The organism is Caballeronia sp. GAWG2-1, from assembly GCF_023631405.1.
Classification (GTDB): domain Bacteria; phylum Pseudomonadota; class Gammaproteobacteria; order Burkholderiales; family Burkholderiaceae; genus Caballeronia.
The window spans coordinates 104,383-128,556 of the sequence record NZ_JALQDD010000013.1 but is presented as its reverse complement, the minus strand read 5'-3'; the positions used below and the strand labels follow the sequence as shown (position 1 = coordinate 128,556).

Annotated in this window: 22 protein-coding genes; 16 read left to right on the top strand and 6 right to left on the bottom strand. The window is 63.7% G+C overall.

What is annotated here, in order from left to right; all coding sequences use genetic code 11:
- Positions 1-33 precede the first annotated feature (33 nt).
- From prfB to NCR98_RS08910, 3 genes are all read right to left on the bottom strand, one after another.
- Positions 34-1,138 (bottom strand): peptide chain release factor 2 gene (gene prfB / locus NCR98_RS08920; RefSeq protein WP_244825612.1). Its coding sequence is split into 2 segments (ribosomal slippage): positions 34-1,056 and positions 1,058-1,138, totalling 1,104 coding nucleotides; the frame shifts between segments, so codons are not numbered across the junction.
- Positions 1,139-1,223: 85 nt separating this feature from the next.
- The gene (recJ, locus tag NCR98_RS08915; protein ID WP_244825611.1) at positions 1,224-2,927 is read right to left on the bottom strand and encodes a single-stranded-DNA-specific exonuclease RecJ; all 1,704 of its coding nucleotides are present in this window, start codon (positions 2,925-2,927) and stop codon (positions 1,224-1,226) included.
- Positions 2,928-2,939: 12 nt separating this feature from the next.
- The gene (locus tag NCR98_RS08910; RefSeq protein WP_244825610.1) at positions 2,940-4,028 is read right to left on the bottom strand and encodes a regulator; all 1,089 of its coding nucleotides are present in this window, start codon (positions 4,026-4,028) and stop codon (positions 2,940-2,942) included.
- A 250-nt stretch (positions 4,029-4,278) separates the two neighbouring features.
- On the opposite strand from NCR98_RS08910, the gene NCR98_RS08905 reads away from it, so the two are divergent.
- From NCR98_RS08905 to ftsB, 8 genes are all read left to right on the top strand, one after another.
- On the top strand, positions 4,279-5,532 hold the full coding sequence (locus tag NCR98_RS08905) for a lipoprotein-releasing ABC transporter permease subunit (protein ID WP_244825609.1): 1,254 nt from the start codon (positions 4,279-4,281) through the stop codon (positions 5,530-5,532).
- Positions 5,525-6,235, top strand: coding sequence for a lipoprotein-releasing ABC transporter ATP-binding protein LolD (gene lolD / locus NCR98_RS08900; RefSeq protein ID WP_244825608.1), 711 nt, complete (start codon positions 5,525-5,527; stop codon positions 6,233-6,235). The genes NCR98_RS08905 and lolD overlap by 8 nt, the downstream gene beginning before the upstream one ends.
- Before the next feature lie 23 nt (positions 6,236-6,258).
- A complete protein-coding gene (locus tag NCR98_RS08895) occupies positions 6,259-7,047 on the top strand; it encodes a TatD family hydrolase (protein ID WP_250525999.1) in 789 nt (262 codons plus the stop codon).
- Positions 7,048-7,133: 86 nt separating this feature from the next.
- Positions 7,134-9,773, top strand: coding sequence for a ComEC/Rec2 family competence protein (locus NCR98_RS08890; protein WP_250525998.1), 2,640 nt, complete (start codon positions 7,134-7,136; stop codon positions 9,771-9,773).
- 218 nt (positions 9,774-9,991) lie between these two features.
- On the top strand, positions 9,992-11,686 hold the full coding sequence (gene pyrG, locus NCR98_RS08885) for a CTP synthase (protein WP_250525997.1): 1,695 nt from the start codon (positions 9,992-9,994) through the stop codon (positions 11,684-11,686).
- A complete protein-coding gene (gene kdsA / locus NCR98_RS08880) occupies positions 11,683-12,537 on the top strand; it encodes a 3-deoxy-8-phosphooctulonate synthase (RefSeq protein WP_244825602.1) in 855 nt (284 codons plus the stop codon). The genes pyrG and kdsA overlap by 4 nt, the downstream gene beginning before the upstream one ends.
- A gap of 367 nt (positions 12,538-12,904) precedes the next feature.
- Complete coding sequence (eno, locus tag NCR98_RS08875) at positions 12,905-14,188, top strand: phosphopyruvate hydratase (RefSeq protein ID WP_244825600.1); 1,284 nt, start codon at positions 12,905-12,907, stop codon at positions 14,186-14,188.
- Between the two features lie 108 nt (positions 14,189-14,296).
- Positions 14,297-14,761, top strand: a complete 465-nt coding sequence (gene ftsB, locus NCR98_RS08870) for a cell division protein FtsB (RefSeq protein ID WP_244825598.1) — start codon at positions 14,297-14,299, stop codon at positions 14,759-14,761.
- Positions 14,762-14,859: 98 nt separating this feature from the next.
- On the opposite strand, the gene NCR98_RS08865 is transcribed toward ftsB, so the two are convergent.
- The 3 genes from NCR98_RS08865 to NCR98_RS08855 form a co-directional block, all read right to left on the bottom strand.
- On the bottom strand, positions 14,860-15,216 hold the full coding sequence (locus tag NCR98_RS08865; RefSeq protein WP_244825596.1) for a hypothetical protein: 357 nt from the start codon (positions 15,214-15,216) through the stop codon (positions 14,860-14,862).
- A 144-nt stretch (positions 15,217-15,360) separates the two neighbouring features.
- Positions 15,361-16,314: an Hsp33 family molecular chaperone HslO gene (gene hslO, locus NCR98_RS08860; protein ID WP_250525996.1), complete on the bottom strand. Its 954-nt coding sequence runs from the start codon at positions 16,312-16,314 to the stop codon at positions 15,361-15,363.
- Between the two features lie 57 nt (positions 16,315-16,371).
- Positions 16,372-16,896, bottom strand: coding sequence for a gamma carbonic anhydrase family protein (locus NCR98_RS08855; RefSeq protein ID WP_250525995.1), 525 nt, complete (start codon positions 16,894-16,896; stop codon positions 16,372-16,374).
- A 244-nt stretch (positions 16,897-17,140) separates the two neighbouring features.
- On the opposite strand from NCR98_RS08855, the gene NCR98_RS08850 reads away from it, so the two are divergent.
- From NCR98_RS08850 to dapA, 8 genes are all read left to right on the top strand, one after another.
- A complete protein-coding gene (locus tag NCR98_RS08850) occupies positions 17,141-17,986 on the top strand; it encodes a ferritin-like domain-containing protein (protein ID WP_250525994.1) in 846 nt (281 codons plus the stop codon).
- A gap of 35 nt (positions 17,987-18,021) precedes the next feature.
- Entirely contained in the window at positions 18,022-18,906 is an 885-nt protein-coding gene (locus NCR98_RS08845) for an alpha/beta fold hydrolase (protein ID WP_244825588.1), read from the top strand.
- 76 nt (positions 18,907-18,982) lie between these two features.
- Positions 18,983-19,825: a 3',5'-nucleoside bisphosphate phosphatase gene (locus NCR98_RS08840; protein WP_250465179.1), complete on the top strand. Its 843-nt coding sequence runs from the start codon at positions 18,983-18,985 to the stop codon at positions 19,823-19,825.
- Between the two features lie 108 nt (positions 19,826-19,933).
- Complete coding sequence (locus NCR98_RS08835; protein ID WP_244825584.1) at positions 19,934-20,563, top strand: L-threonylcarbamoyladenylate synthase; 630 nt, start codon at positions 19,934-19,936, stop codon at positions 20,561-20,563.
- Between the two features lie 105 nt (positions 20,564-20,668).
- A complete protein-coding gene (locus NCR98_RS08830) occupies positions 20,669-21,334 on the top strand; it encodes a site-2 protease family protein (RefSeq protein WP_244825582.1) in 666 nt (221 codons plus the stop codon).
- A 4-nt stretch (positions 21,335-21,338) separates the two neighbouring features.
- A complete protein-coding gene (locus NCR98_RS08825; protein WP_244825581.1) occupies positions 21,339-22,541 on the top strand; it encodes a tryptophan--tRNA ligase in 1,203 nt (400 codons plus the stop codon).
- The gene (locus NCR98_RS08820; RefSeq protein WP_250465176.1) at positions 22,541-23,137 is read left to right on the top strand and encodes a class I SAM-dependent methyltransferase; all 597 of its coding nucleotides are present in this window, start codon (positions 22,541-22,543) and stop codon (positions 23,135-23,137) included. The genes NCR98_RS08825 and NCR98_RS08820 overlap by 1 nt, the downstream gene beginning before the upstream one ends.
- Positions 23,138-23,200: 63 nt before the next feature.
- The gene (dapA, locus tag NCR98_RS08815; RefSeq protein WP_250509232.1) at positions 23,201-24,106 is read left to right on the top strand and encodes a 4-hydroxy-tetrahydrodipicolinate synthase; all 906 of its coding nucleotides are present in this window, start codon (positions 23,201-23,203) and stop codon (positions 24,104-24,106) included.
- Positions 24,107-24,174: the final 68 nt, after the last annotated feature.

Here is a 24,174-nt window from a genome sequence, read left to right as displayed (position 1 = left end):
GGATACCGAAAGCCGGGATCCGCGCCGCGAAACTCAAACGCCCTGTTTCAGGCTCGCGCTGATGAAGTCGTCGAGGTCGCCGTCGAGCACGGCGCGCGTGTTGCTCATTTCCACGCTGGTGCGCAGGTCCTTCACGCGGCTCTGGTCGAGCACGTAGGAGCGGATCTGATGGCCCCAGCCCACATCGGTCTTGCTCGATTCGAGCTTGTCCTGTTCGGCCTGGCGCTTGCGCATCTCGAATTCGTAGAGACGCGCCTTCAGCATCTGCATGGCTTCCGCGCGGTTGCGGTGCTGCGAGCGGTCGTTCTGGCACTGCACGACGATGCCGGTCGGCGCGTGCGTGAGACGCACCGCGGAGTCGGTCTTGTTGATGTGCTGGCCACCCGCGCCCGAAGCGCGATACGTGTCCGTGCGGATATCGGCGGGATTGATTTCGATCTCGATCGAATCGTCGATTTCCGGATACACGAACACGGACGAGAACGACGTATGCCGCCCGCCCGACGAGTCGAACGGCGATTTGCGCACGAGGCGGTGAATGCCCGTCTCGGTACGCAGATAGCCGTAGGCGTATTCGCCTTCTACCTTGATGGTCGCGCTCTTGATGCCGGCGACGTCGCCTTCGGATTCCTCGAGCACTTCGGTCTTGAAGCCCTTGCGTTCGCAATAGCGAAGATACTGGCGCAGCAGCATGGACGCCCAGTCGCACGCCTCGGTGCCGCCCGCGCCCGCCTGGATGTCGATGAAGCAATTGTTCGGGTCGGCCGGGTTCGAGAACATCCGGCGAAATTCCGTGTCCTCGACGCGCACTCGCAGTGCTTCCGCGTCGGTTTCGCAGGCGACGAGCGTTTCTTCGTCGCCTTCCTCGTGCGCCATCTCGAAGAGATCGCTGGCGTCGCGCAGGTCGTTGTCGAGCGCGGTGAGTTTCGACACCACGCCGTCCAGCAGCTTCTTCTCACGACCGAGCGCTTGCGCGTTCTTCGAGTCGTTCCAGACGTTCGGGTCTTCGAGTTCTTTGTTGACTTCGGCTAGACGCGCTGACTTGGCGTCGTAGTCAAAGATACCCCCGTAGCTCGCCCGCGCGACGGCGCAGGTCGGCCAGAAGGCTTTCGATCGCGTTGAGACGTTCCGCTTCCATTGTCGATCTTCGGCTTCGTAAAAAGGTGCAATTATAGCCGATCGACCGGGTTTTCCCGCTTCGAGCGGGCCGTTCCGGCGGGTTTTCAGCCCGCGTGTTCGACGATCAGCTGCACGCGCGCCACGCCGTTCCACGAATCGCTGACGAGCCGGTAAGCGACCGTCGCGCGCGCCGGGAGCGGGTCGACATGGTTGAACCAGATCGCGTTGAAGCGCTGGCGCCCGCGCAGAAGTTGTAGCTTCAGATGCTTGTCCTTGACGAGCGCCTGCGACGCGACCTCGAACTCGCCGGAGAACGTGGGCGCCGGAAAGCCTTGTCCCCACACGGCTGCATCGATCAATTCGACGAATTGCGGCGTGAAATACGCGTCCTCCAGTTCGCCATCGGTTTCGATGGTGCGTGAAAGCGCGTCGGCCGTCAGCCATTCGCGTCCGATGGCCTCGAACGCGGCCGTGAAGCGCGGAATGTCTGCGGTGGCGAGCGTGAGGCCCGCCGCCATCGCGTGACCGCCGAATTTGTGGATGAGACCGGGTTCGCGCTTCGAAATGAGATCGACGGCGTCGCGCAGATGAAAGCCCGGAATCGAGCGGCCGGAGCCTTTGCAGAGCACGCCGCTGTCGTCGGCGTGCGCGAAGGTGAACGACGGCCGATGAAACCGCTCCTTCAGCCGCCCCGCGACGATGCCGATCACGCCCTGATGCCAGCTCGCGTCGTAGAGCGTGAGCGTGGCGCGCTCGCCGGGGTCGAGCGTCTGCAATTCGGCGAGCGCCTGCTGCTGCATGCCCGCTTCGATCTCGCGGCGCTCGCGGTTCATGCCGTCGAGTTGTTGCGCGAGTTCCCACGCGCGGCCGATATCGTCGGTCGTCAGGCATTCGATGCCGAGCGACATGTCCGACAGCCGTCCCGCCGCGTTCAGACGCGGTCCGAGCGCGAAGCCCAGATCGAAGCCGGAAGCGGTGCGCGCATCGCGGCTCGCGGCCCGGAAAAGCGCGGCGATGCCCGGCTGCATGCGGCCCGAGCGAATCCGCTTCAAACCCTGCGCGACGAGAATGCGATTGTTGGCGTCGAGCTTCACGACATCCGCGACGGTGCCGAGCGCGACCAGATCGAGCAGGCCGTCGAGACGCGGTTCGGGGCGGCCATCGCCATAGGTGTCGCGACGCCGCAGTTCGGCGCGCAGCGCGAGCAGCACGTAGAACATCACGCCCACGCCCGCGATGCATTTGCTCGGAAACGCGCAGCCCGGCTGATTCGGATTGACGATCGCGCGCGCGGCGGGCAACTCGTCGCCGGGCAAGTGATGGTCGGTGACGACGACTTCCATGCCGAGCGCATTGGCGGCCGCGACGCCATCCACGCTGGCAATGCCGTTATCGACCGTGATCAGAAGATCGGGTACGCCGCGTGGCGAACGCGCCGCCAGTTCGACGATCTCCGGCGTGAGCCCGTAGCCATATTCGAAGCGGTTCGGAACCAGATAATCGATGTCCGCGCCGAACATGCGCAGCCCGCGCACGGCGACGGCGCAGGCGGTCGCGCCGTCGCAGTCGTAATCGGCGACGACGAGCATGCGCTTGTTCGCTGCGAGCGCATCGGCGAGAACGACGGCGGCGGCATCGCAACCCTTCAGGCCGACGGGCGCGTGCAGGCGCTTGAACTCGGTTTCGATTTCGTCGGGCGACGTGACGCCGCGCGACGCATACAGCCTCGCGATGACCGGGTGCAGACCGTGGCGCGCGAGGGCTTCGGCATCGGCGGGGGAGGCGGCGCGGGTAACGATACGCGTCATGCTGTCAGTGACCTATTCGATGAAAAGCGCCGCGATCGGCCGGCGTCGCCAGAACTTGCGCAAGTCCGAGCGCGTGACGCCGAGCGTCACCGAGCCTGTATCGCCGCAGAGCGTGATACCGAGTTTCTTGAGCGTGCCGTTCGCGAGCGCGTCGAGCGCGGGCGCGAACCACGCGGTTTCGAGCGCCTGCAACGAGTCGTTCCAGCGCGCCCAGTCCTGTTCGATGAACGGCGCCGAGAACGGATCGAGTTCGACGAGCGTCGTGCCTTCTTGCGCTTCTCGCCCGTTGGCGAGCGCGGCGAAAGAGTCGGCTGGCGCTTCGGGCGCGATGTTCGAGGCGAGCGCGAGACCGCGTGTGGCGGCGGCGTCGGACATGATGCGGGCGAACGGGCTCTTGACCGGACGCAGCGTGCCTTGTCCGTGCAGCCAGATGGAGTTGATCGCAGGCAGGCCGCGCGACTCGCGTTCTTCGTTGACCGGATGTTCGAACCACGCCATCTGGATTTCGTTCTGCAACTTCATCCAAGCGCGCGAACGTTCGCCCGTGCGGGCTTCGTGCGGCAACCAGATTTCGATGTTGCGTCCCGTCGCGCGCAACGGCGACGCGCCCGCGAGCGCGCCCAGCGCGCCGCCCGACACATACCAGCGCAACGGCGTGGGCGCTTGCAGCGTGATGCCGAGGTCTTCGATCACGGGCCGCGCCGTATCGAAGAGCGTGCGGGCTTCTTCCGTGCGCACGCCGAGCGTGGCCGGATCGATGAGCACGAGATGGTCGTGCGCGATGCGCACGTGAACCGGCTCGATACACGCCCAGAGCGCATCGCCGGGTGTGCCGCCATCGGCGAGGAGCATGTAGGGTGCGAGCGGCGCTTCGTCGGAGTTTGGCGCGGCGGCATCGAAACGTTGCGCAATCCAGCGCTCGTGCGGCAGCGTGCGCTGAAAGTCTTCGCCGATCACCCGTTCTTCCAGCGTCGCGCGCGCGAGGAGTTTGTCGAGCGCCGCGCTTTGCAGCCCGTGTAGCGCGGTGGCGGCGTCTGCTGCGGCAGGCAGCGCGAAGGGGAGCAGAAGATGGAGGTCGGAAACGGGCATGATGGTCGGCATTGTAGGGCAAAGGCGCACGCGGCATCGGTGCTCGCCATCGGCCTGGAAGAAGCGATTTCTTCGTCGCCGGACATCGATCGGACCTGCGCCGCGCCTTTGAATTGTCCTAATATGGCAAACTTTCGCCAATTTCGCGCTCGCGTCGCGCTGCATCCGCTAGTCGCGCATGTGCGTAATCAAGAGAGAAGCGCAAAACCGAAGCCGCAAGCAAAACGACGGCAACGCAGCAACCGTAGAAGAAAGGATTCGCTTGAAACTCCCGTATGAATGGCAGATAGGCTGGCGCTACACGCGCGCCAGCAAACGCACCACAGGCAACGGCTTCATCTCCTTCATCGCGCTCGTGTCGATGGCGGGCATCGCGCTCGGTGTCGCCGCGCTGATCGTCGTGCTCTCGGTCATGAACGGCTTCCAGAAAGAGGTGCGCGACCGCATGCTCTCCGTGCTCGCGCACGTGGAGATCTTCTCGCCGACCGGTTCCATGCCCAACTGGCAAGTGACCGCGCAGGAAGCGCGCCGCAATCCGGAAGTGCTCGGCGCGGCGCCCTATGTCGAAGCCCAGGCGCTGCTCACGCGTCAAGGCGCGGTGAGCGGCGTGGCGTTGCGTGGCGTGGAGCCGTCGCTGGAACCGGAAGTGTCGGACATCGGCAAGGAAATGCGCTCGGGCGCGCTCGCGGACTTGAGGCCGGGCGAATTCGGCATCGTGCTCGGACGCGATCTCGCGACCAATCTCGGCGTGATGACCGGCGACAAGATCACACTCGTCGCGCCCGAAGGCACGATCACGCCTGCCGGCATGATGCCTCGACTCAAGCAATTCACGGTGGTCGGCATCTTCGAGTCGGGCCACTACGAATACGATTCGACGCTCGCGCTCATCTCCATTCGCGATGCCGAGGCGCTATTCCGCCTGCCTGCGCCAACCGGCGTGCGGCTGCGGCTGAAGGACATGCAGCGCGCGCCCGAAGTCGCGCGGCAACTCGCGCACACGCTCTCGGGCGACTTGTATATTCGCGACTGGACGCAGCAGAACAAGACGTGGTTCTCCGCCGTGCAGATCGAAAAGCGGATGATGTTCATCATTCTCACGCTGATCATCGCGGTGGCGGCGTTCAATCTTGTCTCGTCGCTCGTGATGACCGTCACCGACAAGCAAGCTGATATCGCCATCCTGCGCACGCTCGGCGCGCAGCCAGGATCCATCATGAAGATCTTCGTGGTGCAGGGCGTGACGATCGGCTTCATCGGTACGGCGCTCGGCGTGACGTTCGGATGTCTCGTCGCATGGAGCATTCCGTGGCTCGTGCCGATGATCGAGCATCTCTTCAACGTGCAGTTTCTGCCGCCTTCGGTTTATTTCATCAGCGAACTGCCGTCCGAACTCGTCCCGGGCGATGTCATGAAGATCGGCGTCATCGCGTTCCTGTTGTCGTCGCTGGCTACGCTGTATCCGAGCTGGCGCGGTTCCAAGGTTCGTCCGGCGGAGGCGCTGCGCTATGAGTGACTTGAACCAGAACGATATCGTGTTGCACGCGTCTTCCATCTCGAAGACTTTCGTGCAGGGCGGCTTCAACGTGCAGGTGCTCGACAACGCGCAACTGGAAGTGCGGCGCGGCGAGAAGCTCGCCATCGTGGGCGCGTCGGGATCGGGCAAGAGCACCTTGCTGCATGTGCTCGGCGGCCTCGACGAACCGAGCGCGGGCAAGGTCTCGCTGCTCGGCAAGCCGTTCACGCAGTTGAAGGAAAAGGAGCGCAACGAGTTGCGCAATCGCGCGCTTGGCTTCGTGTATCAGTTCCATCATCTGCTGCCGGAATTCACCGCGCTCGATAACGTGGCGATGCCGCTGCGCATTCGCCGCATGCCGGAAGACGAGGCGCGCCGCGAAGCGATGGTCATGCTGGAGCGCGTGGGCATCGGGCATCGCGCGAAGCATCGGCCGGGCGAACTGTCGGGCGGCGAGCGCCAGCGCGTGGCCATTGCGCGGGCGCTCGTCACGCATCCGGCGTGCGTGCTCGCCGATGAACCGACCGGCAATCTCGACGGCGGCACCGCCGACACGGTCTTCAATCTGATGCTGGAACTGTCGCAGACGCTTTCGACGAGCTTCGTGATCGTCACGCACGACCCCGATCTGGCGGCGCGATGCGACCGCATCATGCGCCTGCGCGACGGCGTGCTGCACGAAGAGCCGTCTGTGCCGGTGTAATCACGCGCGCCGCGGAGGACGCCATGTGGATCGATACGCACTGCCATCTCGATGCCTCGGAGTTCGACGCGGACCGCGCCGCCGTCGCGGATGCCGCGCTCGGCGCGGGCGTGTCGCGCATCGTGATTCCGGGCGTGGATCGCGGCAACTTCGACACCGTGCGCGATCTGGCGCATGGCATCGCGGGCGGGGCGTACGCGCTCGGCATCCATCCGCTTTTCACGCCGGGCGCGCGGGAGGACGATCTGCGCGTTATGCGCGAGAAGATCGAGGCGAGTCTCGACGATCCGTTGTTCGTCGGCATCGGCGAAATCGGGCTGGATTACTTCGTGCCCACGCTCGACGACGCGCGCCAGCAGTTTTTCTACAACGAGCAACTCAAGCTCGCGCGCGAGTTCGATCTCGCGGTGATCTGCCATGTACGCAAGTCGCAGGACAAGGTGCTGAAGGGCTTGCGCGTGCATGCCATCCGATGCGGAATCGCGCATGCGTTCAACGGCAGTTTTCAGCAAGCCGAGGCGTTCATCGCGCAAGGCATGCATCTCGGTTTCGGCGGCAATCTGACGTTCGAGCGCGCGCGACAGATCCGCCGTCTGGCCAGCGACTTGCCGCTCGAAGCCATCGTTCTCGAAACCGATTCGCCCGATATCGCGCCTTCCTGGCGCTACAAGGGGCGCAATTCGCCGGACCAGGTTCCGGGTATCGCGAAGGTGCTGGCCGAGTTGCGCGGCATCGATGAAAACGCGCTTGCCATCGGCACAACGGCTAACGCGCATCGCGCATTGCCCCGGCTCGCGCTTGCCTCTGCATAATCGTTCGCATGTTTCGCATTGCTTCGGATGACTCGGTTTTCCGATGCGGATGCGTTCGCTTCGATCGAACGTGTGGGTGAGGATAGGTGCGCGCGATATTGCTCGGTTTCGCGGCGGGCGTCTGGTGGTTACAACAGCAGGCGCAATTGCCGTCGTGGTTGGCGTGGTTCTGCGCTTCGCTGTGCCTTTGCGGCATCGGCGCGCGTGGGCCCCGGCGGCGTTTGGCATTCGTCCTGGCCGCGTTCGCATTCGGTTTCGCCTATGCCGCGTTGCGTGCCGACGTGCGACTACGGGCGCATCTGCCGGTTGCTTACGAACAACGCGATATCGCGTTGACCGGCTTCGTGCGCGGTCTGCCCGAGGCTCAGACGGACGGCGTGCGGTTTCTGTTCGAAGTCGAATCGAATGGCGCGGGGTTGCGAGACTTTCCGCGCATCGTCAGATTGCTGTGGATACCCGCCGAGCGAGGCCACGCCAACGCGCCGCCGACGCTCGTGCCGGGTCAGCGCTGGACGCTTTACGCGCGTTTGAAGCGTGCGCACGGCAACGCGAACTTCGGGCTGCGCGACAGCGAAGTCGCTTTGCTCGAACGCAATATTCGCGCAACGGGCGCGGTGTCGAACGTGCGGGCGCCACGGCGTTTGCGTGTCGATGCGCGCGGGCCGCTGCTCGCGATAGAGCGCATGCGTGCGCGTTTGCGCGGGCGCATCGAGACCGTGCTCGCCGATGCGCCCCATCGGGGGATCATCGTGGCGTTGGCGGTGGGCGCGCAGTCATCGGTAAGCGATAGCGACTGGGCCATCATGCGCGCGACCGGCACGAGCCATCTCGTTGCGATTTCGGGGCTGCATATCGGCTTCGTGGCGGGGCTCGCGGCGTGGTTGTGCGGCTTCGCATGGAAGCGCATGCGGCTGCGTGGCATGGCGGCGCCGCTGTGGGTATCCGCGCCGAAAATCGCGGCCTTGGGCGCGGCAATCTTCGCTTCCTGCTATGCGGCGCTCGCCGGTTTCAACGTGCCCGCGCAACGCGTGCTGTGGATGCTGGTCGTGTTCGGCATCGGATTTATCGGCGGGCGAAGGCCGGCTTCTTCGCTGGTGTTCTGCTGGGCGCTCGCGTTCGTGCTGCTTGCCGATCCGTGGGCCGTGACGTCACCCGGATTTTGGCTTTCGTTCGGCGCGGTCGCGGCGATTCTGCATGGCATCGCGTCGGTGGGGCGGCAAGCGGTGAGGGTGGTGGAAGATGCAGAGGCGATCGCGCGGGAGATGGAGGCGCGGGAGCCGCCGGATCCCGACGCTGGCCGGCAGCGAGCGAATTTAAGGACGAGCTCGAAAGCGGCGCGCGGCCAGCCCGCCGCGCTCGTGCGTGACGAGAGTAACGACAGCGCTCGCGTGCCGATCGCGTTCCCGGCACATACCACGCCGCTCGAAGAGGCACGGCGCGTGATCAGCCCAAGCCCCGGTGCTTTCCAAAAGCTCACCGGAGCTTGCCGCCGTGCCGCATCGAATGGACGTTGTCACGCCTTGTCGAGCTTGCGCGTGCAATACGCCGTGACACTCGCGCTCGCGCCTCTGACCATCTACTGGTTCTCGCAGATACCGCTCATCGGCCCGTTGGCCAACTTGTTCGCGATTCCCTGGGTCAGCGTGCTCGTGACGCCCGCGACGCTCGCGGGACTGATCCTTCCCGCGCCGTTCGACGCCCCCGCGCTCCATTTCGCGCACGCATCGTTGAGCATGATGATCGATGCGCTCGCCCGCCTCGCGGCCACGACGAATTCACCGCTCTGGCACTTGCCGCAACCCGGCACGTTTGCGCTCGCCGCCGCTTGCGTGGGCGTCGCGTGGGCGCTCGCGCCGCGCGGCTGGCCGTTGCGCTTTGCCGCGCCGCTCACGTGGCTGCCGCTTCTTGCATCCGCGAATCACGTGACGCCGCATGGCGAGTTTCGCGTGACCGCGCTCGACATCGGGCAAGGCTCGTCGCTCGTCGTCGAAACCCGTCGTCATACGCTCGTTTTCGATGCCGGTCCCGGCCCCGAATCGACGCACGCTGGCGAACGTATCGTCGCGCCGTATCTGCTCGCGGCGGGCATCCGCTCGCTCGATACGCTCGTCATCAGTCACTCCGATTCGGACCACGCAGGCGGCGCGCCCGCGGTGCTGCAAGGCATCGCGGTCGAGCAACTGCTCGCGTCGCTGCCCGCAAGCGACCTGCTCTGGTCGCTTGCACGCGCGCGCGGGGCCGAGAGGCTGCGCTGCGCGGCAGGTCAGCACTGGACGTGGGACGGCGTGGACTTCAGCATGCTCTGGCCGGATGCCGGGCCGCTTACCGGCAAGCCGAATCATCAAGGTTGCGTGATGAAGGTGACGAACGCGGAAGGCCGCAGCGCGCTTTTCACCGCCGATATCGAGGCAGGCGACGAACGCACGCTCATCGCGCGAGATCGCGCGGCGTTGCACGCGGACGTGCTGATCGCGCCGCATCACGGCAGCCGCACGTCATCGACCGAACCGTTTCTCGACTCCGTGAAGCCGCTCGCCGCGATATTTCAGATGGGTTATCTCAACCGTTTTCATCATCCGAACCCGACCGTTTATGCGCGCTATCAGTTGCGCGAGATCGCGCTGTCGCGAAGCGATGAAGACGGCGCGGCGCGGATCGACTTCGGGCAAGAGATCGTGCTCGAACGCTTCCGGCAGACTCACTTGCGCTACTGGATGAATCGCTGAACGAGGCGCCGTTCTCAGGACATCGTCCGCGCGCATGCACGTATCGCGCGGTGCGGCGCATGTCGTATGTTTGTCCTGAAACGGGCGTTCGCACCGCCCGCGACAGACATCGCGAACATCGCCGAGGCGCGCACCGATGCAGGGCATTTGCGCCGCCGATCCTCTGGGTGGGCGCGTGCCTTTACGGTATAATCCGTTTTTCCCGCGAGCATCTAGCGATGACCAAATATGTATTCGTCACCGGCGGCGTAGTTTCTTCCCTTGGCAAGGGTATTGCCGCCGCCTCCCTCGCCGCGATCCTCGAATCGCGCGGTCTGAAAGTCACCCTCCTCAAGCTCGATCCCTACATCAACGTCGACCCCGGCACGATGAGCCCGTTCCAGCACGGGGAAGTGTTCGTGACCGAAGACGGCGCCGAGACCGATCTCGACCTCGGCCATTACGAGCGCTTCATCAGCACGAAGATGCGCAAGGCCAACAACTTCACCACGGGCCAGATCTACGAATCGGTGATCCGCAAGGAACGTCGCGGCGAGTATCTCGGCAAGACGGTGCAGGTCATTCCGCACATCACCAACGAGATTCAGGCTTTCGTCGAACGCGGTGCCGCCGCGGCGACATGCGGGCAGCCTGACGTGGCAATCGTCGAAGTGGGCGGCACGGTGGGCGACATCGAATCGCTGCCGTTCCTCGAAGCCGCGCGTCAGATGAGCCTGCGCATGGGCCGCAACAGCGCGTGCTTCATCCACCTCACGCTGGTTCCGTTCATCGCCACCGCGGGCGAGCTGAAGACCAAGCCCACGCAGCACAGCGTGCAGAAGCTGCGTGAAATCGGTATCTATCCGAACGTGCTTCTTTGCCGCGCCGACCGCCCGATCCCGGACGACGAGCGCCAGAAGATCTCGCTCTTCTCGAACGTGCATGAGGAAGCGGTCATCTCGGTGTGGGACGTCGACAGCATCTACAAGATTCCGCAGATGCTGAACGATCAGGGCCTCGACGAAATCGTCTGCAACGAGTTGAAGCTCTCGCCGCCGCCGGCCAACCTGAAAATGTGGTCGGATCTCGTCGAAAAACTCGAGCATCCGAAGAACGAAGTGACCATCGGCATGGTGGGCAAGTACGTCGAACTGACGGAGTCGTACAAGTCGCTGATCGAAGCGCTGCGTCACGCCGCCATTCATACGTCGACCAAGGTCAACATCGAATATATCGACTCCGAGCAGATCGAAGCCGAAGGCGCGGACGGTCTCAAGCATCTCGACGCCGTGCTGGTGCCGGGCGGTTTCGGGCGTCGCGGCACGGAAGGCAAGATCAAGGCAATCCGCTATGCGCGCGAGTCGAAGACGCCGTATCTCGGCATCTGTCTCGGCATGCAGCTCGCGGTCATCGAGTTCGCGCGCGACGTCGCCGGTCTCGCCGATGCCAACAGCACCGAGTTCAATGCCGACACGACCAATCCTGTCGTCGCGCTCATCACCGAGTGGTACGACCGTGCGGGCCGCGTCGAAAAGCGCAGCGAGGAATCGGATCTCGGCGGCACCATGCGTCTTGGTTCACAAAAGTGCCCGATCAAGCCCGGTACGATGGCCGAGCGTATTTACGGCACGGATGTGAACGAGCGTCATCGTCACCGTTATGAGGTCAATAACCGTTTCGTGCCCCAGCTCGAAGCCGGCGGGCTTATCATCAGCGCCCGTACGCCGAGCGAGGATCTGCCCGAAATGATGGAGTTGCCGCAGGCACAGCATCCGTGGTTCGTCGGCGTCCAGTTCCACCCGGAATTCACGTCCACGCCGCGCGACGGGCATCCGCTCTTCAAGGCATTCGTCGAAGCGGCGCGCGCGCATAGTCTCACGGCTGGCGGCGCGAGCACCACGCAGACCGCGGCCACGGCAGGAGCGCAAGCATGAAGCTGTGTCACTTCGAAGCGGGACTCGACAAGCCGTTCTTCCTTATCGCAGGAACCTGCGTGGTGGAGTCGGAGCAGATGACTATCGACGTCGCCGGGCGTCTCAAGGAAATCACCGACAAGCTTGGCGTGCCGTTCATCTACAAGTCGTCCTACGACAAGGCGAACCGCAGCTCGGGCAAGTCGTTTCGCGGCCTTGGCATGGATGAAGGCTTGCGTATTCTTGGCGAAGTGAAGAAGCAACTCGGCTTGCCGGTCCTGACGGACGTGCACGCCGAGCACGAGATCGAAGCGGTGGCATCGGTCGTGGACGTGCTGCAGACGCCTGCGTTCCTGTGCCGTCAGACCGACTTCATCCATGCGTGCGCGCGTTCGGGCAAACCGGTCAACATCAAGAAAGGCCAGTTCCTCGCGCCGCACGACATGAAGAACGTGATCGACAAGGCGCGCGACGCGGCGCGTGAAGCCGGTCTTTCGGAAGACCGCTTCATGGCGTGCGAGCGCGGCGTGTCGTTCGGCTATAACAACCTCGTGTCCGATATGCGCTCGCTCGCCATCATGCGCGAGACCAACGCGCCTATCGTGTTCGACGCAACTCATTCGGTGCAGTTGCCGGGCGGGCAAGGCACGAGTTCGGGCGGCCAGCGTGAGTTCGTGCCGGTGTTGGCGCGCGCGGCGGTGGCCGTGGGCGTGTCCGGGCTTTTCATGGAGACGCATCCCGATCCCGCGTGCGCAAAGTCGGACGGCCCAAACGCGGTGCCGCTGCATCGCATGGAAGCGTTGCTCGAAACGCTCGTCGCGCTGGATCGCGCGGTCAAGAGCGGTCCGTTTCTCGAAAACGACTTCAGCTGATCGTCAAATCGCTTCAGGCAGGAAAGCGGGCGTCGCCTTCACGGCGTCCGTGTCTTAAAAATAGTCACGCGGAGTGACAACATAAGAGGAGATGGGCGTGCAAGGCCTGGCGGCACGAGGGCTTGTCAAACGCGCCGCGGCCGCAGCAAAACGCATGCAGCCGGTTTCATGTGCGGACCATCGATTTCGACAGTGCCAGACGGTTCGATCGTCGCTGGCGCCAGGCTCGCGTGGCAACACGCGGGCAAGCGCCACGGAATGAACCTGATGGCCGTGGAAGGTGTCTCAAGCGAAGCCGTCGCGCGCGAACCTGGACGCGCGAAGCATCGCTGTGACTGACAGAATTCATCGTCAATTTGAGGAAACCATGAGTGCTATCGTAGATATCATCGGCCGCGAGATTCTCGATTCGCGAGGCAATCCGACCGTCGAATGCGACGTATTGCTCGAGTCGGGCACGATGGGCCGCGCAGCGGTGCCGTCGGGTGCATCGACGGGCTCGCGCGAAGCCATCGAACTACGCGACGGCGAAGCCGGCCGCTATGGCGGCAAGGGCGTCCTGAAGGCAGTCGAACACATCAACACCGAGATCTCCGAAGCCATCATGGGTCTCGACGCCTCGGAGCAGGCATTCCTCGACAAGACGCTGCTCGAACTCGACGGCACCGAAAACAAGTCGCGACTCGGCGCGAACGCAATGCTCGCCGTTTCCATGGCGGTTGCGAAGGCCGCAGCCGAGGAAGCGGGACTGCCGCTGTATCGCTACTTCGGCGGCTCGGGCGCCATGCAACTGCCGGTGCCGATGATGAACATCGTCAACGGCGGCGCGCACGCGAACAACAGCCTGGACATCCAGGAATTCATGATCGTGCCGGTAAGCCAGCCGACCTTTCGCGAAGCCCTGCGTTGCGGCGCCGAAGTGTTCCACGCGTTGAAGAAGATTCTGGCCGATCGCGGCATGAGCACGGCAGTGGGCGACGAAGGCGGCTTTGCGCCGAACTTCGGCAGCAACGACGAGTGTCTCTCGACCGTCCTGCAGGCTATCGAAAAAGCGGGGTATCGCGCCGGTGAAGACGTGCTGCTCGCGCTCGACTGCGCGGCAAGTGAGTTCTACCACGACGGCAAATACCAGTTGGCCGGCGAAGGTCTGCAACTGTCGTCCGGCGAATTTTCGGACTATCTGGCAACGCTCGCCGACAAGTTCCCGATCGTCTCCATTGAAGACGGCATGCACGAAAGCGACTGGGACGGCTGGAAGACGCTGACCGATCGCCTCGGCAAGAAGATTCAGCTCGTCGGCGACGACCTCTTCGTCACCAACACGCGCATCCTGAAGGAAGGCATCGACAAGGGTATCGCCAACTCGATCCTCATCAAGATCAACCAGATCGGCACGCTCACCGAAACCTTCGCGGCGATCGAAATGGCGAAGCGCGCGTCGTACACGGCGGTCATCTCGCACCGTTCGGGCGAGACGGAAGATTCGACCATCGCGGATATCGCCGTCGGTCTGAACGCCGGCCAGATCAAGACCGGCTCGCTGTCGCGCAGCGATCGCATCTCGAAGTACAACCAGTTGCTGCGTATCGAGGAAGACCTCGGCGATATCGCAAGCTACCCCGGCAAGTCGGCGTTCTATAACCTCCGCTAAAGCTTTTGCCGCTTTAGTCGATAAGAACGTTAGTCTTATTTTCAGCCCGCCGCCCACGGCCTCGACGTCAATAGAGGTTGCCGGGCGGCGCTTATTTCGGCTACTCGAATGCGGCTCGTAACTGTCGTTCTGGTCCTGTTACTGGCGCTGATCCAATACCCGTTGTGGTGGGGACACGGCGGCTGGCTTCGCGTGCATGAATTGCAGCAGCAGCTCGCGCAGCAAAGCGACAAGAACACGAATCTGAAGCTGCGCAACGAGCGCGTTCAGGGTGAAGTGCAGGATCTGCAAAGCGGCACCGCGGCTGTCGAAGAGCGCGCGCGCTATGAGATGGGCATGGTGAAGGACAGCGAGGTGTTCGTGCAATTCGTCGCGCCGAACTCCAACGCGCCTGTCAACTCGGCGAACGTGCCCGGCATGAACGGTTCGACGCGCGGGCAAGTCTCGGCGGCGCCGTTGCGCGTGGTGCCGAATCCGGTTTCGCGCTCGAAGCAGGAAATGCGCGACGCGGACAAGAAAATGCAGAAGGAAAAGGCCGCCGAGGCGAAGAAGAAGCAGGGCGCGGCTAACTGAGCGGCTTTTCGTTTTTCCCGGCAGGACAAAAAAATGGCGCAGTCGATATTTCGACCGCGCCATTTTTCATGTGCGCCTGGTTTGCGCGGGATTCGCCGTTACCAGGAATAGCCGGTGCCGATGCCTATTCCCGAGCCCCAGTAAGGACCGCCACCCCAGCCGCCGCTGGAATAGCCGCCGTAGACCGTGACGGGGGGCGTGTAGTAATTGGACATCATCTTGGCGTCGTTGCCTATGCTCGCAGCCTTCTGCGATTCGTTCAGCGCCTGTTTGTCGATGGCGTTATAGCGCGCCATCTGCTGCTCGGGCGTGAGCGTCTCTTGCGGGGGCAGCGGCGTGTTGGGCAAGCGGCTGTAGATTGGCGAAGGGCCGGGCGGGTCCATCGTGCAGCCAGCGACGAGCGCCAAGCCCAAGAGGCACGACGAAAGTTTCCAGTTGAGCGTTGCGGTTTTCATTTGCGACCTCCAGCGGGCCGGTACTGAGTTCTGCGGGGTGAAAATCATACCGTGCGGCAAGCTTGATGCATCAACCGATGCAAAAGCCGCGCCGGATCGGCAGATGCCCTCGCCAATCCCGCGCAAACCCAGGCGCCGCAAGGCTCAGTGCCGCTGACCGGGCGCCGGGCTCACCCCTTGTGAGAGCTCTTTTGCGACAAAAAGTTGCGCAACGTCCACCGGGTCGAACTCGTAGCGTTGATTGCAGAACTCGCAGTGAACCTCGACGCTGCCGCGCTCCTTAATAACGCTGTCCACCTCTTCGCGGCCGAGCATCTTCAGCATGCCGCCGACCTTTTCGCGCGAGCAGCTGCACTGGAAGCGCGCGGGCGCAGGCTCGAAGTGCTGCACGTTCTCTTGCCAGAAAAGTCGCCGGAACACCGTCTCGGGCTCTTCCTTCAGCAATTCCTCGGCGGAAAGCGTGCTGCCGAGATGACACACGCGCTGCCAAGTATCGGCGTCGTGTTCGCCCGGATGCGGCACGATTCCGCCATCGCCCGGCAGCTTCTGCAGCAGCACGCCGACGGCGCGGTCGGTGTTGGCCGCGAGCCAGATGCGCGTGTCCAGCTGCTCGGAGTGATGCATGTAGTGTTCGAGCACTTCCGACATCGACGTGAGCGGCCCGTGCTCGCCCGACAACGGCACGATGCCCTGATACGGCTGCTGTCCTGGCCTCTTGTCGTTCGGGTCAAGCGTGATGACGCAGCGCCCCTGGCCATTGCGGTTGAGCAAATCGGCAAGCAACATGTCGCCGTCGAGCTGCTGTTCGTTCGCGTCATCGGAAAGTTTGGCCGTGGCGCGCAGCGACAGATTCGAATTGCACTGCACGACCAGCATTTTCACGGGGCCGTCGCCATATATCTGCATGATGAGCGTGCCGTCGAACTTGAGGTTCGCCGACAGAAGCGCGCACGCGGCCATCATCTCGCCGAGCACATTGCGCACGGCTTGCGGATAAGAACGGCGCGCGAGCACTTCTTGCCACGTATTGCGCAGCGAGACGATCTCGCCGCGCACGGGCGCCGCATTGAACATGAATTTTTGCAACTGGTCGTTCACAACTCTTCCTTGGGTGATGAGGCGAGACGCGCCGTCTTCGATAAGCGGATGAGCCGCTCAACCGATGCGCACGAGCTGCGCCTTGTAGAATTCGCGCCGGTCCGCGTAGCTCGCCGTGGCTCCGCGCATGCGGGCTATATCCGCTTCGCCGATCTCCCGCACCGCTTTGGCGGGTGCGCCGAGAATCAGCGTGTTATCCGGAAAAACCTTGCCTTCGGTGACGATGGCGCCCGCGCCAATCAGACAGTTGCGGCCGATTACCGCACCATTCAAGACCACCGCCTGAATTCCGATCAGCGAGCCTTCCTTTACGGTGCAACCGTGCAGCATGGCCTGATGTCCGACGGTCACGTGGTTTTCGATCGTCAGAGGAAAGCCCGGGTCCGCGTGCAGCACCGCGCCTTCCTGCACGTTGCTGCCGTGACCGACGACGATCGGTTCGTTGTCGCCGCGCAGCGTCGCGCCGAACCACACGCTGGCATTTTCCTCGAGCGTCACCTGACCGATGATCGTCGCGGTATCCGCGAGAAAGACGCTTTCGTGGATGGTGGGGGCGTCGTCGCCGAGTTTGTAGATGGCCACTGTGTCTCCTGGGCGTTGTCTTCGAAGGGTGGGATGCGCTCGTTGCCGCGTCGGGTTGCGCGAGGGCTACAATGCGCGCCTTTGTCGTATGTCGTTTCGCGCCTTGTCCAATTGGTTGACCGCGCGGATTATTGCTTTCGGCGTGTCGTGCGTGCGCCGGGATTACCATTTTAGCCGGTTGCGCTGAAACGTCCTTCGCGCCGGCCGCATTCGCTTCCTGGCGTCTTTCGCTTAACCGAGCATCATGCAAAACGTTCCGACTTCCTTCACCGACGATGCCTGCATGCGCCGCGCGGCGCTCGCCATTCTCCGCGAGCGCGATCCGGTGACGAAAGCGCGCGACGCCCGCACGCTGTACGAGCGCGCGCTGAGCGGTGCGGCGCGCATCGACCCGGAGGTCGCGCTCGACGAACCGGACGACTTGCCCGGCCGTCCCGAGGCGCCGGAACTCGTCGAGCCGTCATCGCTCAAGCGCCGCAGCATGCAATCCGACGCGGGGCGCGCGGTGCTGCTGCACGCGCTTGCGCACATCGAATTCAACGCGATCAATCTGGCGCTCGATGCCGTGTGGCGCTTTCCTTCGATGCCCACGGCGTTCTACATCGACTGGCTGAAGGTCGCGGCGGAGGAGGCGCATCACTTCTCGCTGCTAACCGCGCGTCTTGCGCAATTCGGCCACGTCTACGGCGATTTTCCCGCTCACGACGGCTTGTGGGAAATGGCCGAGCGCACCCGCGCCGACGTGCTGGCGCGCATGGCGCTCGTGCCGCGCACACTCGAAGCGCGCGGTCTCGATGCCTCGCCGCCCATTCGCAAGCGTCTCGCGCAGGCGGGCGACGAAGCGTCGGCAGCGATTCTCGATGTAATCCTGCGCGATGAAATCGGTCATGTGCTGATTGGCAACCACTGGTTCCGTTTTCTCTGCGACGCGGCGAGTCTCGAACCGCATCCCACTTACGAGCGTCTTGCGAAGCAGTATCACGCGCCGAAATTGCGTGGCCCGTTCAACTTCGAGGCGCGTCGCGACGCGGGCTTCGACGAGGCCGAGCTGCGCGCGCTCGCCGGGCTGGACGAGAACCCGTCGCTATAATCGAACGATCATCTTTTTCGAATGCGACACCGACCATGAAAGAATCGCGCTCCGAATTCGTCGATGCGCGCGGCGTGCGTCTGCACGTGCGCCGCTGGGGCTCGCCCGACGCGCCCATGCTTTTCATGCTGCACGGCTGGATGGACGTCGCGGCATCGTTCCAGTTCGTCGTCGATGCGCTAAAGGGCGACTGGCAAGTGCTCGCGCCCGACGCACGCGGTTTCGGGCTGTCGGACTGGCCGGTGGCCGAGAAGGGCGGCGGCCATTACTATTTTCCGGACTATCTCGCGGACCTCGAAGCGCTCATCGACCATTTCGATCCCGTCGGCAAAGTGAACCTGATCGGCCACAGCATGGGCGCGAACTTCGCGCTGCTCTATGCGGGCGTGCGGCCGGAGCGGGTACGCCGCGTCGTCGATCTCGAAGGCTTTGGGCTGCCCGCGGCGCATCCGGCGCAGGCGCCCGGACGTATCGCTACATGGCTCGACGACCTGCGCGCGCCGCCACAACTGCGCAGCTATGCGACGCTCGATGAAGTCGCCGATCGGCTGATCCGCACCAATCCGCGCTTGGCGCCTGCACGCGCGCGCTTTCTCGCGCAGCACTGGTCACGGCAGGAAGCCGACGGGCAATTTCATTTGCTCGCCGACCCGGCACACAAGCTGCGTGGTCCTACGTTGTATCGGCTCGATGAGGTGTCGGCGGTCTGGAAGCGGGTCCAGGCGCCCGTGCTGCACGTCGAGGCGAAGGATTCGCCCACGCTCGCGGGGTTCGCCGGAAAAATGCCGATTGCCGAGTTCAAGACGCGCTTCGAGGCGTTTGCCGACTGGCGCGAGGAAATCATCGATGAAGCGGGGCATATGGTTCATCACGATCAGCCCGAGCGAGTCGCCGCGCTCATCGAAGCGTTCTGCGCGTGAATGTGCACGCTAACGCGCGGCCAGGCGCAACGGCATCACCAGCACGTCATGCCGTTACAGTAAAATGTTAAAAATCATGAAGCCGACGATCAACGCCGATTTGCACTGCCATTCCACCGTCTCCGACGGCCAGTACGCGCCTGCGCAGGTCGCGGCGCGCGCGCATGCCGGCGGCGTCGGATTATGGTCGCTCACCGATCACGATCAGCTTGGCGGCCAGCGCGAAGCGCGCGAGACGGCCGAGGCGCTCGGCATGGGCTATTTGCCGGGCGTCGAGATTTCGGTGACGTGGGCGGGGCGCACGGTTCACATCGTCGGCATGAATGTCGATCCGGACAACGCGGAACTGCAGCGCGGGCTCGAAGCCACGCGTAACGGCCGCGCGGCACGCGGCGTGGCTATCGGCGAAGCGTTGGCGGCAGTCGGTATTCCGAACGCGCACGAAGGCGCGCTGCGCCATGCCGAGGACCCCGACATGATTTCGCGCGTACATTTCGCGCGCTTCCTGGTGGAAGAAGGCTACGCCAAGACCACGTCCGACGTGTTCGCGCGCTATCTCGGCGAGGGCAAGCCGGGTTATGTCGGCCACTGCTGGGCGAAACTCGCCGACACGGTGAAATGGATTCGCAACGCGGGCGGCGAGCCGATCATCGCGCATCCGGGGCGTTACGATTACAGCCCGCTCGAATTCGCCGCGCTCTTCGACGAATTCATCCAGCTCGGCGGCCGCGCCATCGAGGTCGTCACCGGCAGCCACACGCCGGATCAGTATCGCGAATATGCGGATGTCGCGCGTCGTTACGGCTTCGAAGCCTCGCGCGGTTCCGACTTCCACGGCGCGGGGGAAGGGCGCGTCGATCTCGGTCAGTTGCCGCCGTTGCCGGACGATCTCACGCCGGTTTGGGAGCGTTGGCTGTAAGGCGTCCGCACGGCTCGTGCTCCCTGCGTCATCCGAATTTTCCGTACGCGCGGCACGCCTGGGCGCTCGCGTGGCGTTGCGGGCACGAGCGAACAAGAAGGCATCGTCATGTCTCAATTTTTTCGGATTCACCCCGACAATCCGCAGCCGCGGCTCATCAATCAGGCCGTGCAGATCATTCGCGATGGCGGGATCGTCGCGCTGCCGACCGATTCGAGCTATGCGCTTGCCTGCCATCTCGACGACAAGACGGCGGTCGAGCGTCTGCGCCGGATTCGTGGGATCGACGACAAGCAGTTGCTGTCGCTGCTCGTGCGCGATCTCTCGGAGCTGTCGAATTTCGCAATGGTCGACAACACGCAGTACCGGCTCATCAAGTCCGTGACGCCGGGCCCTTATGTGTTCGTGCTGCAGGCGACCAAGGAAGTGCCGCGCAGGTTGTCGCATCCGTCGCGCAAGACAATCGGGCTGCGCGTGCCGGATCACGCCATCACGCTGGCGCTGCTCGAAGCGTTGGGGCAGCCGTTACTCGGCTCCACGCTGATCCTGCCGCCCGACACGGAACCGCTCAACGACGCGGAGGAGATCCGCGAACGGCTCGAAAAGCAGATCGAACTCGTGATCGATGCAGGCGCTTGCCCGGCCGAACCCTCGACGGTCATCGATCTTTCCGGCGGCGAACCCGTGCTCGTGCGCGCGGGACGCGGTAGTCTGGAACCGTTCGGTCTCGCCGCGTAAGTTTTTCGTCCACGCGCTTAAATCCTGCACAAACCGCCGGCGCGGCGCTTGGCATCGCGCCGCCTTCGTCTGCTCTCGCCTGCCTGCTTGATACAATACCGCCCTATGGATGCTTCCCTGATACAAACCATCGCGGTCTACGCGCTCCCGGTGATCTTCGCGATCACCCTGCACGAGGCCGCGCATGGCTACGCCGCGCGTCTGCTCGGCGACAACACGGCCTACGTGCTCGGCCGTGTCTCGATGAACCCGATGCGGCATATCGATCCCATCGGCACTATCGTGATTCCCATCGTGCTGTATTTCGTGACGAGCGGCGCGTTCATGTTCGGCTACGCGAAACCGGTGCCGGTGGCCTTCGGCAATCTGCGCAATCCGCGCTGGGGCAGCCTCTGGGTCGCAGCGGCGGGTCCCGGCAGCAACTTCGTGCAGGCGCTCCTGTGGGGCGTGATCGCGGTGCTGCTTGCGGCTTTCAATGTCGACGAACCGTTCTTCACGCGCATGGCGGCCGCTGGCGTCGGCGTGAATCTCGTGCTCGGCGTGCTCAATCTCTTTCCGCTGCCGCCGCTCGATGGCGGCCGCGTGCTCATGGCGCTATTGCCGGTACGCGCGTCGATCGCGTTTTCGAAGCTCGAACCTTACGGTTTCTTCATCGTGATGGCGCTGGTCGTGACGGGCGTGCTCACACGCTACTGGCTGAGTCCGCTCGTCGGCGTCGGTTATGCGGCGGTATCGGCCATACTGAATCCCTTCGCTTCACTATTCCCATAAAACCATGTTCCCTGACCGTATCTTCTCCGGCATGCGGCCGACCGGCTCGCTGCATCTCGGCCACTATCACGGCGTGCTGAAAAACTGGGTGCGGCTACAGTCCGAATACCCGTGCTTCTTCGCCGTGGTCGACTGGCACGCGCTCACGACGCACTACGAGACGCCCGAGGTCATCGAGAAAAACGTCTGGGAAGTGCTGATCGACTGGCTCGCGTCGGGTATCGACCCGGCGCAGGCCACGCTCTTCATTCAGAGCCGCGTGCCGGAGCATGCGGAACTGTCGCTTCTGCTCGGCATGGGCACGCCGCTCGGCTGGCTGGAACGCGTGCCGACCTACAAGGAACAGATCGAAAAGCTGCGCGAGAAAGATCTCTCCACTTACGGCTTTCTCGGCTATCCGGTGCTGATGGCGGCGGACATTCTGCTGTATCGCGCCTCGCTCGTGCCGGTCGGCGAAGATCAGGTGCCGCACGTGGAGATGACGCGCGAGATCGCGCGTCGCTTCAACTACCTGTACGGCAAGGAACCGGATTTCGAGGAGAAGGCGCTCGAAGCCGCGAAGAAGTTGGGCGGCAAGCGCGCGAAGCTGTATCACGAATTGCGCGTGGCGTATCAACAGGAAGGCGATGACGAAGCGCTCGAACAAGCCCGCGCGATGCTGCAGGAATCGCAGAGCCTGTCGATGAGCGATCGCGAGCGCCTGTTCGGCTATCTGGAAGGCGCGCGCAAGCTGATTCTCGTCGAGCCGCAAGTGATGTTGACGGAAGCGTCGCGCATGCCGGGTCTCGACGGCCAGAAGATGTCGAAGTCGTATGGCAACACCATCGGCTTGCGTGAGGACGCCGAGACCATCGCGAAGAAAGTGCGCACCATGCCGACCGATCCGGCTCGCGTGCGACGCACCGATCCGGGCGATCCGGACAAGTGCCCGGTCTGGCAACTGCATCAGGTCTATACCGACGAAGCCACGCACGAGTGGGTGCAAAAGGGCTGCCGCAGCGCGGGAATCGGTTGCCTCGACTGCAAGCAACCGGTGATCGAAGGCATCTTGCGCGAGCAGCAGCCCATGCTCGAACGCGCGCAGAAGTACATGGACGATCCTTCGCTGTTGCGCGCCATCGTCGCGGACGGTTGCGACAAGGCACGCAAGTTCGCCGTCGAAACCATGCGCGACGTACGCGAGGCAATGGGCCTGTCCTACAACTGATGGACGCTGGCACGCCGAGCGGTTGGGTCACGCGCTGGGCGCATCTCATTGCGCCCGGCGCTTCGGTACTCGATGTCGCATCCGGAAGCGGCCGCCACGCGCGCTGGCTCGCGGCGCGCGGGCACGCGGTACTGGCCGTCGACCGTGACGCCGATGCACTCGCCTCCATGTCCGCGCTTCCCGACATCGCGACGTTGTGCGCCGATCTCGAAGGCGCGCCGTGGCCGCTGGCTGGCGGCCGGACGTTCGGGGCGGTCGTCGTTACGCGCTACCTGCATCGTCCGCTTTTCACGCATCTGATTCATGCGCTCGCGCCGGGCGGCGCGCTTATCTACGAAACCTTCGCGGCCGGCAACCAAACCGTCGGTAAACCGTCCAATCCTGCGTTTCTGCTCGAACCTGGCGAGTTGCTCGAAGCCGTGCGCGGCCGTCTGCGCGTGATCGCGTATGAAGACGGTTTCGTCGATGCTCCGCATCCTGCCTTCGTGCAACGAATCTGCGCTGTACTCGTTCCAGAGCCCGCAAAAGCCGGCGCGATTGAGGACACAACCGGTAACACACCCTCGGGTTGGCCACGTTACGAATTGACCGGCTAATCCGCTACAATCGCGGTATCGCGCTTTTTGCGACTAAATTTTCGATTAAATTCATAGAGTTTCATGACAAACGGAACACTTGGCGGCATCCAGATCCGCGGCAGCATTCCTGCCATCGTCACACCGATGCACGAGGACGGTAGTCTCGATTTGCCGGCGTTTCGAAAGCTGATCGACTGGCACGTCGCGGAAGGCTCGAATGGACTGGTCGTAGTCGGAACGAGCGGCGAGTCCGCCACCTTGTCGGTGGAAGAACACGTGCTGATGGTGCAGACGGCCGTCGAGCATACGGCCAAGCGCTTCCCGATCATCGCGGGCGCGGGCGGCAATTCGACGGCAGAGGCCATCGAGCTGTCGAAGCAGGCCAGAAAGGTCGGCGCCGATGCCACGCTACAAGTCGTTCCGTATTACAACAAGCCGACGCAAGAGGGCATGTACCGCCACTTCCGCGCGATTGCGGAAGCCGTCGACCTGCCGGTGATTCTCTACAACGTGCCGGGCCGCACCGTGGCCGACATGAGCAACGAGACCATCCTGCGTCTTGCCGAAGTGCCGGGCATCATCGGCGTGAAGGAAGCCACCGGCAATATCGATCGTGCGGCGCATCTCATCAAGCACGCGCCGGCGCATTTCTCGATCTATAGCGGCGACGATCCCACCGCCATCGCGCTGATGCTGCTCGGCGGCCACGGCAACATCTCGGTGACGGCCAACGTCGCGCCGAAGGCCATGAGCCAGTTGTGCCGCGCCGCGCTCGAAGGCGACGCCATCACCGCACGCCGTATCCATCTCGGCTTGCTGTCGCTGCACAAGCAACTCTTCTGCGAAGCGAATCCGATTCCGGCCAAGTGGGCGCTGCAAGCGCTCGGCCGCATGGAAGGCGGCATTCGTCTGCCGCTCACGCCGCTCGACGAGCGCTACCACGACGTGGTGCGCGACGCGTTGCGCGAAACCGGGCTGCTCGCCTGATCGGGCGCGGCGGGCGACCTTATCGAAATCATCGAGACGCCAGCACCGCCACAAGTGATCGAAATGAG